Below are 14,746 nucleotides of genomic sequence, written 5' to 3'. Positions count from 1 at the left end.
CGGTGGGGGCCGGTCAGCCGAGGTGCGCCCGGACCTCGGCGGCGGCGTCGTGGCCGTACGCCTTGGTGAAGCGGTCCATGAAGTTGGCGCGGCGCAGGGTGTACTCCTGGGTGCCGACCGTCTCGATGACCAGCGTGGCGAGCATGCAGCCGACCTGCGCGGCGCGCTCCAGGGGGACGCCCCAGGCGAGGCCGGAGAGGAAGCCGGCCCGGAAGGCGTCGCCGACGCCGGTGGGGTCGGCCTTGCGCTCCTCCTCCGCGCAGCCCACCTCGATCGGGTCCGCGCCGACCGCCTCGATGCGCACCCCGCGCGAGCCGAGGGTGGTCACGCGGTGGCCGACCTTGGTGAGGATCTCGGCGTCGCTCCAGCCCGTCTTCGACTCGATGAGGCCCTTCTCGTACTCGTTCGAGAAGAGGTACGTCGCCCCGTCCAGCAGTATCCGGATCTCGTCGCCGTTCATCCGGGCGATCTGCTGGGAGAAGTCGGCGGCGAACGGGATGGAGCGGGAACGGCACTCCTCGGTGTGGCGGAGCATCGCCTCCGGGTCGTCCGCGCCGATCAGGACCAGGTCGAGTCCCTCCACCCGGTCGGCCACGGTCTTGAGCTCGATCTGCCGGGCCTCGCTCATGGCACCCGTGTAGAAGGAGCCGATCTGGTTGTGGTCGGCGTCGGTGGTGCACACGAAGCGGGCGGTGTGCAGCGTCTCGGAGATGCGCACGGACTCGGTGTCGACGCCGTGCCGGTCGAGCCAGGCACGGTACTCGTCGAAGTCGAAGCCGGCGGCGCCGACGAGGATGGGCCGGGTGCCCAGCTGTCCCATGCCGAACGCGATGTTCGCGCCGACACCGCCCCGGCGGACGTCCAGGTTGTCGACCAGGAAGGAGAGCGAGACCGTGTGCAGCTGATCCGCGACGAACTGGTCGGCGAATCGGCCGGGGAAGGTCATGAGGTGGTCGGTGGCGATGGAGCCGGTGACTGCGATGCGCACGACGTGGACTCTCCTGCGGGGAGACGACTTGACGGTTCACGCTACCGGGTCGGGCAGGGCTCTGCGAGGCTGCGTGCCGCCGGGAAGCATGCAAAACTACCCGATAGTAGATCTTTCTTCGCGGACTTCGACGTGCTTACGGTGCCGCCATGACGAACCTGAAGGTCCATGCCCCCGTCCCGGCCGACCTGGACGGCGACCTCGCGTCGCTGCGGGTGGACTGCGCCCGGATGGCCCCTCACTGGGCCGCTCCCGACCGGGTGACCGCCCTGCCCGTGTCCCCGTCGCTCATCCACGGCGTGACCGTGCCGCCGGCCTCGGCCCGGCTGCTGGACGCGATGTCGGACTACGGGGACTGATCCGGCGCAGCCGACCGGCGCTCTTTCCGAAACCGCGCGCCGTTTCGGGGAACCGTGCGCTCCCCCGCCGCGTCCCATCGCCGTCCCCCGTAGAGGGGATACGGGATACGACCCACCGGCACGTCCGAACGGGCGGGGCCGGGCCGGGATCACAGGGACTGTGCGCAGCCGAAGGAGCGATGCGGTGAACACCGAGCGACCCGACAACGACGACGCCGCGGGGGCCTCCGAGGCGGGTGCGACGACCGAGGGCGCAGAGGCGGCCGAGGGCGCCGGGGCTCCCGAGGGCGCCGGGGCTTCCGAGGGCGCCGGGGCTTCCGAGGGCGTCGAGGGCGTCGACAGCTCCGAAGGCGTCGAGGCTTCCGGGGCCGGGGAGGTGGAGGCCACCTCGGAGCGGGCCTCGGGCGCCGGGACTTCCGAGGGCGTCGGCAGCTCCGAGGGCGCCAAGGCGGCCGAGGGCGCCAAGGGTGTCGAGGGCGCCAAGGGTGTCGAGGGCGCCAAGGGTGTCGAGGGCGCCAAGGGTGTCGAGGGCGCCAAGGGTGTCGAGGGCGCCGACAGCTCCGCAGGCATCGAGGCTTCCGGGCCGGCGGAGGGGGAGGCCACCTCGGAGCGGGCCTCGGGCGCCAGGGGTGCCGCGGAGGACGCCGATGGTTCGGAGGGGTCCGGCTCGGGCGTGTCGGGCACTCCCGCCGAGGCCACCGGGGCCACCGGGGCCCCTGAAGCCGCTGACACTGTCGAGCCGCGCGAGGCCGTGGAGGCCGTGGAGGCTTCCGCGACCGCTGAGGCCGAGGCGCCGGATGTGGATGCGGCCGCGGTAACCGCGGCCCCAGCTCCCGCCCCCGGCCCCGACCCCGCGGAGCCGGCCCGGCGGCGCTCCCCGCTGGTCGTCGCCTCCGTCGCGGCCACCGTACTGCTGGTGGGCGGTGGCGGGGCGTACTTCGCCGCCAACGCGGCCGGGGACTCCGGGGGTTCGGACGCCCGTCCGCGCTCCGCCGCCCCCGGCTCCGACGGCACTCCCCCGCCGCTCCACCTGGACGACCTCGCCGGGCAGGAGGGCGGTACGAACGGCATCGCGCCCGGTGAGCCCAACCCCTACGGCGTCACCTACCGCGCCGCCGGCACCCTCCCGGACGGCCCCTCCTCGGCGCCGGTGTACCGGGCGAAGGGTGAGGTCACCCGGGACGAGGTGGCCCGCCTCGCGAAGGCCCTCGGTGTCGACGGAACCCCGGTGGTCCGCGGCCAGGACTGGCAGGTCGGGCCGGTGACGGACGGCGCGGGTCCGAGCCTGCGGGTGGGCCGGCAGGCGCCGGGCGCCTGGACGTTCCACCGGTACCTGCCGGGCACCGACTCCTGCAAGAGCGCCATGGTGTGCGGCAACGACCCCGCGAACCCGGCCGGTGACACGGTGGGCGAGGAGGCCGCGGAGAAGGCGGCCGCCCCGGTCCTCAAGGCGGTCGGCCAGGACGACGCGAAGGTCGACGCGAGCCAGATCATGGGCGCCCAGCGGGTGGTGAACGCCGATCCGGTGATCGGCGGGCTGCCCACCTACGGCTGGACGACCGGGCTGACCGTCAGCGCCGACGGCCAGGTGATCGGCGGGAGCGGCCGGCTGGAGGCACCGGTGAAGAGCGACACGTATCCGGTGCTGAGCGCGGACCGGACGCTGGACCGGATGAACACCGAGCCGGTGGCCGACCACCGCATGGGCATCGGCGGCTGTGCCAGTCCGGTCCCCCTCGGAGAGCGGCTGGAGGCGCCCTGCGGCTCCTCCACGTCGACGTCCGTACCGAAGTCGCCGGCCGCGCCGACGCCCACGCGGCCGCGGACCACGATCACGGTGGACAAGGCCGTGTTCGGGCTCGCGGCGCATGTGGTGGACGGGCGGGCGGCGCTGGTGCCGTCCTGGCTGTTCGGTGTGCGGGCCTCCGGGGCGCAGAACGCCTTCACGGTGACGCATCCGGCGGTCGACCCGGCGTATCTGACGACCACGGAACCGGGCGCGCCGAGCGACGGGGCGACCTCGACGGTGGGCCCGCACCCGGTCGCGGTGGACGGCTACACGGCCGAGGGCAAGGAGCTGACCGTGGCGTTCACGGGCGGTGTCTGCGCCGACTACAAGGCGACGGCGAGCGAGTCCGCCGGCAGGGTGACGGTCGAGGTGACGGCGACGCACTGGCCCGACAAGGTCTGCATCGCGATCGCGAAGCAGTACCACAGGACCGTGCGGCTGAACGCGCCGCTGGGTGACCGCAAGGTCGTGGACGAGGACGGCACGGGGGTCCCGCTGGAGAAGGCGGGGGCGCGGCTGCCGGCGACGACCGAGGCACGGTAGCGCCGCTTCCCCCGACCGCGCGAAAGGCGGCGGCCCCGTCGGAGGGGGCCGCCGCCTTTCGCGTGTCGGACCGGTGTCGTCCGTGCGGAGGCACGGGCCGGGCAGCTCCTAGCTGAAGGAGTCACCGCAGGCGCAGGAGCCGGTCGCGTTCGGGTTGTCGATCGTGAAGCCCTGCTTCTCGATGGTGTCCACGAAGTCGATCGACGCGCCGCCCAGGTACGGGGCGCTCATGCGGTCGGTGACGACCTTGACGCCGTCGAAGTCCTTGACCACGTCGCCGTCGAGGGAACGCTCGTCGAAGAAGAGCTGGTAGCGCAGGCCGGAGCAGCCGCCGGGCTGGACGGCGACACGCAGCGCCAGATCCTCACGGCCTTCCTGGTCGAGCAGGGCCTTGACCTTCGCCGCGGCGGCGTCGGACAGGATGATGCCGTCGGTGACGGTGCTGGTCTCGTCCGATACGGACATCTACATCTCTCCAAGGTTGTACGGAGACTGCTTGCCGACGGTTGCAACCGGCTAAGCGGCGGATTCATTCCGGGCAGAGCGCTTCTTTCTCGCCTCCCTCTTCATGCTCGCACACGCGCGGCGAAGCGAACAGCGACCGCCGGACGGCGCCGGCACCCCGGGCCGCGGCCTCCCCCGGTTCCGGCACCGGGATTGATGTCACATCGACGCTATGGCCGTCGTCAAAGTGACGTGAACCGGTTATGATAGATAGCGTCAGTTAGACGAAAAGTAGAAAAGGTGCGTGTCGTGACCACCGCCCAGCCCCAGGAGCTCGACGTACAGCCGACGCCCCTCGCCCTGTTGCTGCTCGGCCGTGAGGCCGACCCGAGGAGCGAGCGGGGCGTCGAGTGTCCCGGCGACCTGCCCTCGCCGTCCGACCCGGATCTGGTCGAGCGCGCCCGTGCCGCCAAGGAGAAGCTCGGCAGCAAGGTCTTCGTACTCGGCCACCACTACCAGCGCGACGAGGTCATCCAGTTCGCCGACGTCACGGGCGACTCCTTCAAGCTGGCCCGTGACGCGGCCGCGCGCCCGGAGGCCGAGTACATCGTCTTCTGCGGTGTCCACTTCATGGCGGAGTCCGCGGACATCCTGACGTCCGACGACCAGAAGGTGGTCCTGCCCGACCTCGCGGCCGGCTGCTCGATGGCCGACATGGCGACGGCCGAGCAGGTCGCCGAGTGCTGGGACGTGCTGACCGAGGCCGGCGTGGCCGAGCAGGTCGTGCCCGTCTCGTACATGAACTCCTCCGCCGACATCAAGGCGTTCACCGGCAAGCACGGCGGCACCATCTGCACCTCCTCCAACGCCCGGCGCGCCCTGGAGTGGGCGTTCGAACAGGGCGAGAAGGTGCTGTTCCTGCCGGACCAGCACCTGGGCCGCAACACCGCGGTGCGGGACATGGGGATGTCGCTCGAGGACTGCGTCCTCTACAACCCGCACAAGCCGAACGGCGGGCTGACGGTGGAGGAGCTGCGGGCCGCGAAGATGATCCTGTGGCGGGGTCACTGCTCGGTGCACGGCCGCTTCAGCGTGCAGTCGGTGAACGACGTGCGCGAGCGCGTCCCGGGAGTGAACGTCCTGGTGCACCCGGAGTGCCGGCACGAGGTCGTGGCGGCGGCGGACTACGTCGGCTCGACCGAGTACATCATCAAGGCCCTGGAGGCCGCTCCGGCCGGTTCCAAGTGGGCCATCGGCACGGAGCTGAACCTCGTACGGCGGCTGGCGAACCGTTTCGCGAGCGAGGACAAGGAGATCGTGTTCCTCGACCGGACGGTGTGCTTCTGCTCCACGATGAACCGCATCGACCTCCCCCACCTGGTGTGGACCCTGGAGTCGCTGGCCGAGGGCAACCTGGTCAACCGCATCGAGGTGGACCGGGAGACGGAGACGTTCGCGAAGCTCGCGCTGGAGCGGATGCTGGCGCTGCCGTAACCGGCCGCTCCACGGTGGGACGTCGGTGCCGGGCACCTCGTGCGCCCGGCCCCGACGTCCCACACCTCCCGCGTCACCCGCCCGCGGGCTCCCGCTGCGCCGGGGCACGCCGTCCGCCCGCCGCGCCGCGCGCTTCGCCGCCCGGCCCGCTCGTCGCGGACCTGTTGCCCGGCGCGGCACCGGTCCGGGCGCCGTACGCCCGGCTCACGCTCAGTCCACCCGTGGACGTACCAGGCCCGATTCGTAGGCGATCACCACGAGCTGGGCCCGGTCCCGGGCGCCCAGCTTGGCCATGGCCCGGTTGACGTGCGTCTTCACGGTGAGCGGGCTGACCTCCAGCCGCTCGGCGATCTCGTCGTTCGAGTGCCCGCCGGCCACCTGCACCAGCACCTCGCGTTCGCGCACGGTGAGTGTGCCGAGCTTTTCGGCGCGGGCCGGGTCGCGGTCCTCGTCCCCGTCGCCCTGGGCGAGGAAACGGGCGATCAGTCCCTTGGTGGCCGCCGGGGACAGCAGGGCCTCCCCGCCGGCCGCGACCCGGATCGCGCTGAGCAGTTCCTCGGGTTCGGAGCCCTTGCCGAGGAATCCGGAGGCGCCCGCGCGCAACGACCGCACCACGTAGTCGTCGACCTCGAACGTCGTCAGGATGACCACGCGGACGTCGCCGAGGGACGGGTCGGCGCCGATCGTGCGGGTCGCGGCGAGCCCGTCGGTGCCGGGCATCCGGATGTCCATCAGCACCACGTCGGGCCGCAGTTCCCGGGCCAGCCGCACCGCCTCCGCGCCGTCGGACGCCTCGCCCACGACCTCCATGTCGGGCTCGGAGTCGACGAGCACCCGAAAGGCACTGCGCAGCAGCGCCTGGTCGTCGGCGAGCAGGACACGGATCGTCATACGGGCTCCCCCGGCTTGCGCGTGGCGGCCGCACGGACCTTGACCGGCAGGATCGCATGGACCCTGAAACCGCCCCCGTAGCGGGGACCCGTGGTGAGGGTGCCGCGCAGGGCCGTCACGCGCTCCCGCATGCCGAGCAGTCCGTGGCCGCCGCCGGTGTCGGGGTCCAGGTCCTCCCCCGCGCCGTTGTCCAGCACCGTGATCTCGATGTTCGGTCCCACGCGCACGACGCTGACCTCGGCTTTCGCCTCACCCCCTGCGTGCTTCTGCACATTGGTGAGGGCCTCCTGCACGATCCGGTAGGCGGCCAGGCCGACGGCGGCGGGCAGCGTGGTGCCGTGGTCGGCGCGGGCGACCTCGACATGCAGGCCCGCGCTGCGGAAGGTGCCGACCAGTTCGTCGAGGCGGTCGAGGCCCGGCGCCGGTTCGGTGGGCGCCTCGGGGTCGCCCGACTGCCGGAGCAGGCCGACCGTGGCGCGCAGCTCGTTGAGCGCGGAACGGCTGGCCTCCCGTACGTGCGCGAGGGCCTCCTTGGCCTGGTCGGGCCGCTTGTCCATGACATGGGCGGCCACCCCGGCCTGGACGTTGACCAGGGCGATGTGGTGGGCGACGACGTCGTGCAGGTCGCGGGCGATGCGCAGGCGCTCCTCGGCGACCCGGCGGCGGGCCTCCTCCTCGCGGGTGCGCTCGGCGCGTTCGGCGCGCTCGCGGATGGCGTGCACGAAGGCGCGGCGGCTGCGGACGGCGTCGCCCGCGGCGGCGGCCATGCCGGTCCAGGCGAAGATGCCGAGGTTCTCCTGCGCGTACCAGGGCAGGGGGCCGGCGAGCATCGCGGCGCCGGTCAGGACGGTCATGGTGAGCACGCCGACGCGCCAGGTGGTGGGGCGGTCGGTGGAGGCGGCGACGGTGTAGAGGGCGATCACCGCGGACATGGCCACGGGGGCTCGGGGGTCACCGGTGACGCACTCGACGAGGGAGACCGTGCCGGTCAGGGCGAGCACGGTCATGGGCGCCCGGCGGCGGAACACCAGGGCGACGGCGCCGAGGGTCATCAGGACCAGGCTGAGCGGGTCGGGGCTGCGCACGCCCCAGCTGACGCCGCTCTCGCCGTGCGGGTCCACGAACGAACCGGCCACCATGCAGCCCAGCACACCGGCCGCGAGGACGGCGTCCAGGGCCAGGGGATGCGCTGTCATCCGGTGCCGGGTGCGATCGAGGGTGCTCACGTCCGGTAACGGTACGGAAGCCCAGGCCGGGGCGGAACGGGACGGACCTGTGGGAGGCGTCTCCCCGGCCTGTCGCGCGGCGTCGGGCCGGGCGACACCGGGAACCGACGGACCGGGGGGAGCGGGAGGGGAGGGGTCAGCCCGGGATGAGACCGTCGTCGCTCAGGAGGTCCCGGACCTCCTCCAGCGTCGCGTCGGGCGACGGGAGGATCAGCCCGGAGGGGTCCAGGGAGTCGTCGGGCAGGGGGACGCCCAGTTCGCGGACCCTGGACAGCAGGGCCCCGAGGGTGCGGCGGAAGGCGGGGCCGTCGCCCTTCTCCATCTCGGCCAGGAGCTCGTCGTCCAGTCTGTCCAGCTCGGGGAGGTGGCTGTCCGCCAGCCTCACCTGTCCTTCTCCCATGATCCGAACGATCATGTCGCCCTCCTCGGCGTGGACCCCGGCCGCCGGCCGGTGGCTACTGCTTGTCGAAGCGCGGGGTGTCCTGCGGCTGCTGCTGGGACCGGGGCTGTCCGGCGCCGCCCTCGATGGCCTGCTGGCCACCGGTGGGACCGCCGGCCAGCTCGGCCTTCATGCGCTGCAGTTCCAGCTCCACATCAGTACCACCGGAGAGCCGGTCCAGCTCGCTCTGGATGTCGTCCTTGGCCAGCCCGGACTGGTCGTCGAGCGCCCCGGAGGCGAGCAGTTCGTCGATCGCGCCGGCCCGCGCCTGGAGCTGCGCGGTCTTGTCCTCGGCGCGCTGGATCGCCATGCCGACGTCGCCCATCTCCTCGGAGATGCCGGAGAACGCCTCGCCGATGCGGGTCTGCGCCTGGGCCGCGGTGTACGTGGCCTTGATCGTCTCCTTCTTGGTGCGGAAGGCGTCGACCTTGGCCTGGAGCCGCTGGGCCGCGAGGGTGAGCTTCTCCTCCTCGCCCTGGAGCGTGGCGTGCTGCGTCTGCAGGTCGGTCACCTGCTGCTGGAGGGCGGAGCGGCGGGACAGCGCCTCGCGGGCCAGGTCCTCGCGGCCGAGCGCGAGCGCCTTGCGGCCCTGGTCCTCCAGCTTGGTGGACTGCGACTGCAACTGGTTGAGCTGGAGTTCCAGCCGCTTGCGGCTGGTCGCCACGTCGGCGACACCGCGGCGCACCTTCTGGAGCAGCTCCAGCTGCTTCTGGTACGAGTAGTCGAGGGTTTCGCGCGGGTCCTCGGCCCGGTCAAGGGCCTTGTTCGCCTTCGCGCGGAAGATCATCCCCATACGCTTCATGACACCGCTCATGGGCTTCGCGCGCCCCCTTCTGACGGACTCCGGCTTCAGCACCTGCGACAGAACCCACAGTACGGGCCCTGCATCCATTACCGCACTGTTCGGGGACGGATGTGGTCCTCCCCAAGGACGACTGCGTGCCCTCCCGCTCCGGCGTAGGGAGTAGGTGTCTCCCGGGGAAACCCGGGGGGTCTCTCAGGGACACCTCGGACACCGGCGGGCGGAAGCGCGTGCAACGTCCCCTCTGCCCCCTTCATGACGACTGGTGTTGCCGGATCGTTCCCCAGCGGGCTGGGGTCCATGCCCTCGCACCCCGTACCCTTGGGTTTTGTGTTCCGTAGCCGCGCCAAGGAAGAGAAGGGCCCCGCCGCCAAGGCGGCGGTGACCGACTCCACTCAGCCCCGTCATCCGCAGGCCCCCAAGGGCCGCCCCACGCCCAAGCGCAGTGAGGCCCAGTCCCAGCGTCGCAGCGTCGCCACGACGCCGACGACGCGCAAGGACGCCGCCAAGCGCCAGCGCGACGAGCGCCGTGCGCAGATGGACAGGCAGCGCCAGGCGTTGGCCGGCGGCGACGAGCGGTACCTGCCGGCCCGTGACAAGGGCCCGGTCCGCAAGTTCGCACGTGACTTCATCGACTCGCGTTTCAACGTGGCCGAGTTCTTCCTGCCGATGGCCGTGGTCATCCTCGTGCTGAGCATGGTGCGGGTGGGTTCGCTGCAGAGCATCGCGCTGCTGCTGTGGCTCGTCGTGATCGTGCTGATCGTGCTCGACTCGATCGCCACCGGCTTCCGCCTGAAGAAGCGGCTGGCGGAGCGCTTCGCGGACCAGAACACGAAGGGCGCCGTCGCGTACGCCCTGATGCGCTCGCTCCAGATGCGTCGCCTCCGGCTGCCGAAGCCGCAGGTCAAGCGCGGAGAGCGGCCCTGAGCGCGACGTCGTTCTCCGGGGGTGCGGCGGACGCCTGGCTGAGCCGGCTGGGCGGTCTGCGCAATGTCGTACGGCAGGAGCTGGTGGCCCGGCAGCTCGACGAGCAGATAGTCGGCCGGTACCCGGTGGGGCGCCGGCTGCGGGTGCTCGACGTGGGGATGGGCCAGGGCACCCAGTCCCTGCGGCTGGCCCGGGCCGGGCACCAGGTCACCGGTCTGGAGCAGGACGCGCGGATGGTCGCGGCCGCCCGTGAGGCGCTGGCCGGGGAGCCCGAGGGCATCCGGGAGCGGATGCGGATCGTCGAGGGCGACGGCCGGGACACCGGGGTGCACTTCCTGCCGGGCAGTTTCGACGTCGTGCTGTGCCACGGCGTGCTCATGTACGTCGAGGATCCGGACGCCCTGCTGGCGGGGCTGGGCCGGATGCTCGCCCCGGGCGGGCTGCTCTCGCTGCTGGTGCGCAACGGGGACGCGCTGGCCATGCGGCCGGGGCTGTCCGGTGACTGGGCGGGCGCGCTGGACGCCTTCGACTCGGTGTCGTACCGCAACCGGCTCGGGCTGGACGTCCGCGCGGACCGGCTGGACACGCTGACCGGGACGCTCGCGGGGATCGGGGCGCCGTTGCAGGCGTGGTACGGCGTGCGGGTGTTCACGGACACGGCCGTCGACTCGGCTGAGATCCCGGCCGACCTGGAGAGCCTGCTGGCCGCCGAGGAACGCGCGGGGCGGACCGATCCGTACCGCCGGGTCGCGGCACTGCTGCACCTGTGCGGCGTACGGGGCTGACCGTCGCCGGACGCGCCAGGGGCCGGAGGGCGGCGGCCCCGGGGGACCGCCGCCCCGCTCGCTACGCGTCCTCGGCCGCGCGCAGGCTCATCGGCCCGTAGATCTCCGCGGAGTCCTCGAACAGCCGCACCTGGTCCGCGCCGCCTTCGAGCAGGTCCTTCCAGTGCTCCCCGATCCAGGACTCGGCGTCCCCCTGCGTGGTGAACTCCTCGGGCACGACCGAGGGCTGGACCTCCGCCCCGTCGGCCTTCTCGAACCGCCACGTCCATGCCGCCATGTACGCCTCCAACGTATGAGCACATGCAGAGCGGAAGCCGGATCTTGGTCCGGCTCCCGCTCAGAGCCTAGCCGGACGCGCAAGACCTGCTGGGACAAGCCAAAATCAGGGCGTGGAACTCACTCTGCTCGGCACCGGCGCCCCCGCGGGACTCCCCCGCCCCGACTGCCCCTGCGCGGCCTGTGCGACCGCGCTCGGCGCGTACGCGCGGGCGGCGACCGCGCTGCTCGTGGACGGCACGCTGCTGCTGGACCTGACGCCCGGCGCGGCGCTCGCCGCCGCGCGGGCGGGGCACTCGCTGACGGGCGTACGGCAGGTGCTGCTGACGCATCCGCACAACGGGCCGGCGGTCGAGGTGCCGGCCGGGCTGCCGCAGCCCGGCCGGGTGCCCGACGGGCGGGAGTTGGCGCTGCTGACGGGTCATCGGGTGCGGGCGGTGGCGATGGACGCGCCGGGCACCGGCTACGCGGTGACCGGTCCCGACGGCCGCCGGCTGCTGTACCTGCCGCCCGGCGGCGCGCCGGCCGGACTGGAGGGGCGGTCCGACGAGGCGTACGACATGGTCCTCGTGGACGTGGTGGGGCGGCCGGACGCGCTGGCGCGGCTGCGCGCGGTGGGCGCGCTCGGGCCGGCCACGGACGTGGTCGCCGTGCACCTGGACCACGACGTGCCGCCGGGGTCCGAGTCGCGGCGGCGGCTGGCCGCGGCGGGCGCGCGGGCCGTGCCCGACGGGACGACCCTGACGGTGGGCGTCTACGAGGACGTACCGGACGTGCCGCGGCGGACGCTGGTGCTGGGCGGGGCCCGGTCGGGGAAGTCGGTGGAGGCCGAGCGCCGGCTGGAGGCCTTCCCGGACGTGCTGTACGTGGCGACGGGTGGCACCCGCGGCGGGGACACCGAGTGGGCCTCGCGGGTCGCGGTCCACCGGGAGCGTCGGCCCGGTTCCTGGCGTACGTCCGAAACCTGCGACCTGGTACCGCTGTTGGCCCAGGACGGGCCGCCGCTGCTGGTCGACTGTCTGTCGCTGTGGCTGACGGACGCGATGGACTCCGCCGGGGCGTGGGACGACGCGCAGTGGGCGGACGGCGGCGAACGTGCGCTGCGGGAACGGGTGCGTGAGCTGACGGAGGCGGTGCGGGCCACCCGGCGCACCCTGGTCGCCGTGTCGAACGAGGTCGGCTCGGGGATCGTGCCGGCCACGGCGTCCGGCCGCCGCTACCGGGACGAACTGGGCCGCCTGAACGCCGCGTTCGCCACCGAGTGCGAGCACGTCCTGCTGGTGGTGGCGGGCCAGGCGGTGACGCTACGAGGGTGAGCCGGGGGCGGCCCGGGAGGCCGCCGGGTCCGCCGTGACCCGGGTGGGTACCGCCCGGGTCATCCGGGTCGCCTTGCGGGCGACGAGCCGGTACACGGGGGCCAGACGGGCACGGTGGTCCGGGGTGAGGACCGTGCAGCCCCGGGCCTCCAGTACCGCCCGCAGGTTGGCCGGGGGGATCAGGTGGACGGCGCGGGCCTGGGTGCGGGGCAGCCACCAGGGACGCAGCAGGGTGGCCGGCACGCTGTGCGGGTCGAGGAGTTCGAGCAGCAGGTGGCCGCCCGGCCGCAGGACCGCGAGGGCGGCGCGGAGTTCCTCGCGGGGGTCGGGGGCGCGCTGCAGGTGGTGGAACATGCTGACCACGTCGTAGCGGCCGCGCAGCCGGGCCACGAGGTGCGGGTCCGTCAGCGGGCCCACGTACGCCTCCTCCAGCCGTCCGGCCGCGCGCGCCTGTTCCACGCGGGCGGTGGGGTCGAGGCCGTCGAAGGACGTGTACGGGAACAACTCCTTGGCCACCGCCGCGAAGTGGGCCCGGCCCGCGCCGACGTCGAGCCAGCTCTCCGGCTCCGGGAACGGCAGCATCGCGCGGGCGGCCGAGCGGTGACGCCGGACCGCGCCCCGCCCTTCGGCGGCGTCCCCGAGGCGGGCGGTGAGGCTCCGCGCGGTGAGCCGGGGGTTGTGGAACAGGTGACCGCAGTCCCGGCACTCGTCGACGGCGAGAGCGCCCGGGCCGCGCAGCCGTCGCGACGCGCACCAGGGGCAGTCCTCCCGGTGCGGCTCGTACACCCGGGGCAGGGCGGGACCGGTCGCGGTGGCGGAGGGCTCCGGCGGTGCGGTGGGCGCCGGGGGCGCGGAGGACGCCGGTGCTCCGGAGGGGGTGGACGGTACGGAGGGTGCGGACATGGGCGGCTCCCGGGTGCGCGGGCCGTACGGCAGGTCGTACGACAATCCAGTGCAAATGGGAACGTATGGGATCGTGATCCCGGGTGCAACGACGCGTGGGAGGCGTGGTGGCCATGTGGCGCCGTCCTGTTCGATGGGGGCCGGTACTGTTCGGCGAATGAGCTCGCTTAATCTCGACGACTTCACCGATCTGATCGAGCGCCCCGACGGCGGGGTGCGCCGCGACGCCGAGGCGCGTCGGGAGCGTCAGGTCGTGCCTCCCGGGGCGCTGGGCCGCCTGGACGACCTGGGTGAGTGGCTGGCGGCGGCGCAGTCGTCCGTGCCGGTGCGGCCGATCGAGCGGCCCCGGGTGGTGCTCTTCGCCGGAGACCACGGGATCGCCGAACTCGGCGTCTCCGCACGGCCGGCGGGCACCGCGGGACGGCTGGTGCGCGAGGTGCTGGAGGGCGCGCGTCCGGTGTCCGTGCTCGCCCGGCGCCTCGGGGTGCCGGTGCGGGTCGTCGACATGGCACTGGACTGCGACCCCGCCACCCTGCCCGCCGAGGTCGTACGGCACCGGGTGCGGCGCGGCAGCGGACGGATCGACCTGGAGGACGCGCTGACCGCCGAGGAGGCGGAGGCCGCCTTCCGGGCCGGCGCCGCGGTCGCCGACGAGGAGGCCGACTCCGGTACGGATCTTGTGGTGCTCGGCGATGTGAGCGTGGGCGGGACGACCGCAGCGGGCGTGCTGATCGCCGCGCTGTGCGGGACCGACGCGTCCGTGGTGACCGGGCGGGGCGGGCTCGCGATCGACGACCTGGCGTGGATGCGCAAGTGCGCGGCGATCCGGGACGCGTTGCGGCGGGCCCGGCCCGTGCTCGGGGACCAGCTCCAGTTGCTGGCGACGGTGGGCGGCGCCGACCTGACGGCGATCACGGGCTTCCTGCTGCAGAGCGCGGTGCGGAAGCTGCCGGTGATCCTGGACGGGGTCGTGGTGGCCGCCTGCGCGCTGGTGGCGCAGCGGATCGCGTTCCGGGCGCCGGACTGGTGGCTGGCCGGCCAGAACAGCGGGGAGCCGGGTCAGGGCAAGGCGCTCGACCGGATGGCGCTCGAACCGCTGCTGGACCACGGGGTGACGGTCGGGGAAGGCGCGGGCGCCCTGCTGGCACTGCCCCTGGTCCAGGCCGCGGCGGCCCTGGCCGCGGAACTGCCGGAGACTTCCGGCGGTGAGCCGGCGGAGACCGGATCCGGCGAGCCGCGGTCCGTCGAGGAGGGAACCGAGGCGCCCCGGGAGTCACGGTCCCCCGTCGGGGAGGAGGCCGAGGCTTCCGCGGAGCCGCGCTCCGCCGACCCGGCTTCCACGAGGCCGCAGCCCACCGGCCACGCGGCCGACGGGTCCGCGCGGCCGGTGGGAGGCGCCGGCAAGCCGGCGGATGGGTCCGGGACGATCGAAGAGGCCGCGGAGGCCGGCGTGCGGGCGGAGCCGGACGCCTTCGCGGAGCTCAGGGAGTTCGCGAAGGCGTCCGAGGCCGGCGAGACGAGGGATTCCGCGGCACCGGCGGAGCCGAAGGAGTAATCACCGGGG

At 73.4% G+C, this 14,746-nt stretch carries 14 protein-coding genes and 1 pseudogene; 7 read left to right on the top strand and 8 right to left on the bottom strand.

Going from position 1 to position 14,746, the window contains the following annotated elements:
• Window positions 1-13 precede the first annotated feature (13 nt).
• On the bottom strand, window positions 14-988 hold the full coding sequence (locus tag AC07AZ_RS10150; RefSeq protein WP_478845767.1) for a carbohydrate kinase family protein: 975 nt from the start codon (window positions 986-988) through the stop codon (window positions 14-16).
• A gap of 149 nt (window positions 989-1,137) precedes the next feature.
• On the opposite strand from AC07AZ_RS10150, the gene AC07AZ_RS10145 reads away from it, so the two are divergent.
• Window positions 1,138-1,347 (top strand): hypothetical protein, encoded by a 210-nt coding sequence (locus AC07AZ_RS10145; protein WP_478845765.1) that lies wholly within the window; start codon window positions 1,138-1,140, stop codon window positions 1,345-1,347.
• Window positions 1,348-1,531: 184 nt separating this feature from the next.
• Window positions 1,532-3,679 (top strand): hypothetical protein, encoded by a 2,148-nt coding sequence (locus tag AC07AZ_RS10140; protein WP_478845763.1) that lies wholly within the window; start codon window positions 1,532-1,534, stop codon window positions 3,677-3,679.
• Window positions 3,680-3,787: 108 nt separating this feature from the next.
• Here AC07AZ_RS10140 and erpA read toward each other — a convergent pair whose 3' ends face one another.
• On the bottom strand, window positions 3,788-4,144 hold the full coding sequence (gene erpA, locus AC07AZ_RS10135) for an iron-sulfur cluster insertion protein ErpA (protein ID WP_030039301.1): 357 nt from the start codon (window positions 4,142-4,144) through the stop codon (window positions 3,788-3,790).
• A gap of 288 nt (window positions 4,145-4,432) precedes the next feature.
• Here erpA and nadA point away from each other — a divergent pair, with 288 nt between their 5' ends.
• Window positions 4,433-5,617: a quinolinate synthase NadA gene (nadA, locus tag AC07AZ_RS10130; protein WP_478845761.1), complete on the top strand. Its 1,185-nt coding sequence runs from the start codon at window positions 4,433-4,435 to the stop codon at window positions 5,615-5,617.
• Between the two features lie 210 nt (window positions 5,618-5,827).
• Here nadA and AC07AZ_RS10125 read toward each other — a convergent pair whose 3' ends face one another.
• The 4 genes from AC07AZ_RS10125 to AC07AZ_RS10110 all read right to left on the bottom strand — a co-directional run bounded on the left by AC07AZ_RS10125 (window position 5,828) and on the right by AC07AZ_RS10110 (window position 8,987).
• Window positions 5,828-6,508, bottom strand: coding sequence for a response regulator (locus tag AC07AZ_RS10125; RefSeq protein ID WP_478845759.1), 681 nt, complete (start codon window positions 6,506-6,508; stop codon window positions 5,828-5,830).
• Window positions 6,505-7,734: a sensor histidine kinase gene (locus AC07AZ_RS10120; RefSeq protein WP_478845757.1), complete on the bottom strand. Its 1,230-nt coding sequence runs from the start codon at window positions 7,732-7,734 to the stop codon at window positions 6,505-6,507. Before AC07AZ_RS10120 ends, AC07AZ_RS10125 begins: the two co-directional genes overlap by 4 nt.
• A gap of 136 nt (window positions 7,735-7,870) precedes the next feature.
• Window positions 7,871-8,149: a PspA-associated protein PspAA gene (pspAA, locus tag AC07AZ_RS10115; protein ID WP_478845755.1), complete on the bottom strand. Its 279-nt coding sequence runs from the start codon at window positions 8,147-8,149 to the stop codon at window positions 7,871-7,873.
• Window positions 8,150-8,189: 40 nt separating this feature from the next.
• Complete coding sequence (locus AC07AZ_RS10110) at window positions 8,190-8,987, bottom strand: PspA/IM30 family protein (protein ID WP_478845753.1); 798 nt, start codon at window positions 8,985-8,987, stop codon at window positions 8,190-8,192.
• 243 nt (window positions 8,988-9,230) lie between these two features.
• Here AC07AZ_RS10110 and AC07AZ_RS10105 point away from each other — a divergent pair, with 243 nt between their 5' ends.
• Both AC07AZ_RS10105 and AC07AZ_RS10100 read left to right on the top strand, forming a co-directional pair.
• Window positions 9,231-9,902 carry a DUF3043 domain-containing protein gene (locus AC07AZ_RS10105; protein WP_478845751.1) on the top strand — a complete coding sequence of 224 codons (672 nt, stop codon included), beginning with the start codon at window positions 9,231-9,233 and terminating at the stop codon, window positions 9,900-9,902.
• A gap of 83 nt (window positions 9,903-9,985) precedes the next feature.
• Window positions 9,986-10,687: a class I SAM-dependent methyltransferase gene (locus AC07AZ_RS10100; RefSeq protein WP_478845749.1), complete on the top strand. Its 702-nt coding sequence runs from the start codon at window positions 9,986-9,988 to the stop codon at window positions 10,685-10,687.
• Between the two features lie 61 nt (window positions 10,688-10,748).
• Here AC07AZ_RS10100 and AC07AZ_RS10095 read toward each other — a convergent pair whose 3' ends face one another.
• Window positions 10,749-10,964: a hypothetical protein gene (locus tag AC07AZ_RS10095; RefSeq protein ID WP_356047948.1), complete on the bottom strand. Its 216-nt coding sequence runs from the start codon at window positions 10,962-10,964 to the stop codon at window positions 10,749-10,751.
• A 112-nt stretch (window positions 10,965-11,076) separates the two neighbouring features.
• On the opposite strand from AC07AZ_RS10095, the gene AC07AZ_RS10090 reads away from it, so the two are divergent.
• The gene (locus AC07AZ_RS10090; protein WP_478845747.1) at window positions 11,077-12,279 is read left to right on the top strand and encodes a bifunctional adenosylcobinamide kinase/adenosylcobinamide-phosphate guanylyltransferase; all 1,203 of its coding nucleotides are present in this window, start codon (window positions 11,077-11,079) and stop codon (window positions 12,277-12,279) included.
• Here AC07AZ_RS10090 and AC07AZ_RS10085 read toward each other — a convergent pair.
• A complete protein-coding gene (locus tag AC07AZ_RS10085; protein ID WP_478845745.1) occupies window positions 12,268-13,182 on the bottom strand; it encodes a class I SAM-dependent methyltransferase in 915 nt (304 codons plus the stop codon). The two genes, AC07AZ_RS10090 and AC07AZ_RS10085, sit on opposite strands and share 12 nt — an antisense overlap.
• Before the next feature lie 157 nt (window positions 13,183-13,339).
• Between AC07AZ_RS10085 and cobT the strand changes: the two are divergent.
• Window positions 13,340-14,416: pseudogene (gene cobT / locus AC07AZ_RS10080) on the top strand (nicotinate-nucleotide--dimethylbenzimidazole phosphoribosyltransferase); the annotation flags it as partial.
• Window positions 14,417-14,746: the final 330 nt, after the last annotated feature.

It is taken from the genome of Streptomyces sp. NPDC043878 (assembly GCF_056435735.1).
The sequence above is the reverse complement of the archived record's forward strand: the minus strand, read 5'-3'. Positions and strand labels throughout refer to the sequence as shown.

Coding starts and splice junctions, on each gene's coding strand:
- AC07AZ_RS10145 (WP_478845765.1), top strand. CDS start 1,138: ATGACGAACCTGAAGGTCCATGCCCCCGTCCCGGCCGACCTGGACGGC.
- erpA (WP_030039301.1), bottom strand. CDS start 4,144: ATGTCCGTATCGGACGAGACCAGCACCGTCACCGACGGCATCATCCTG.
- AC07AZ_RS10125 (WP_478845759.1), bottom strand. CDS start 6,508: ATGACGATCCGTGTCCTGCTCGCCGACGACCAGGCGCTGCTGCGCAGT.
- pspAA (WP_478845755.1), bottom strand. CDS start 8,149: ATGATCGTTCGGATCATGGGAGAAGGACAGGTGAGGCTGGCGGACAGC.
- AC07AZ_RS10110 (WP_478845753.1), bottom strand. CDS start 8,987: ATGAGCGGTGTCATGAAGCGTATGGGGATGATCTTCCGCGCGAAGGCG.
- AC07AZ_RS10105 (WP_478845751.1), top strand. CDS start 9,231: ATGACGACTGGTGTTGCCGGATCGTTCCCCAGCGGGCTGGGGTCCATG.
- AC07AZ_RS10095 (WP_356047948.1), bottom strand. CDS start 10,964: ATGGCGGCATGGACGTGGCGGTTCGAGAAGGCCGACGGGGCGGAGGTC.
- AC07AZ_RS10085 (WP_478845745.1), bottom strand. CDS start 13,182: ATGTCCGCACCCTCCGTACCGTCCACCCCCTCCGGAGCACCGGCGTCC.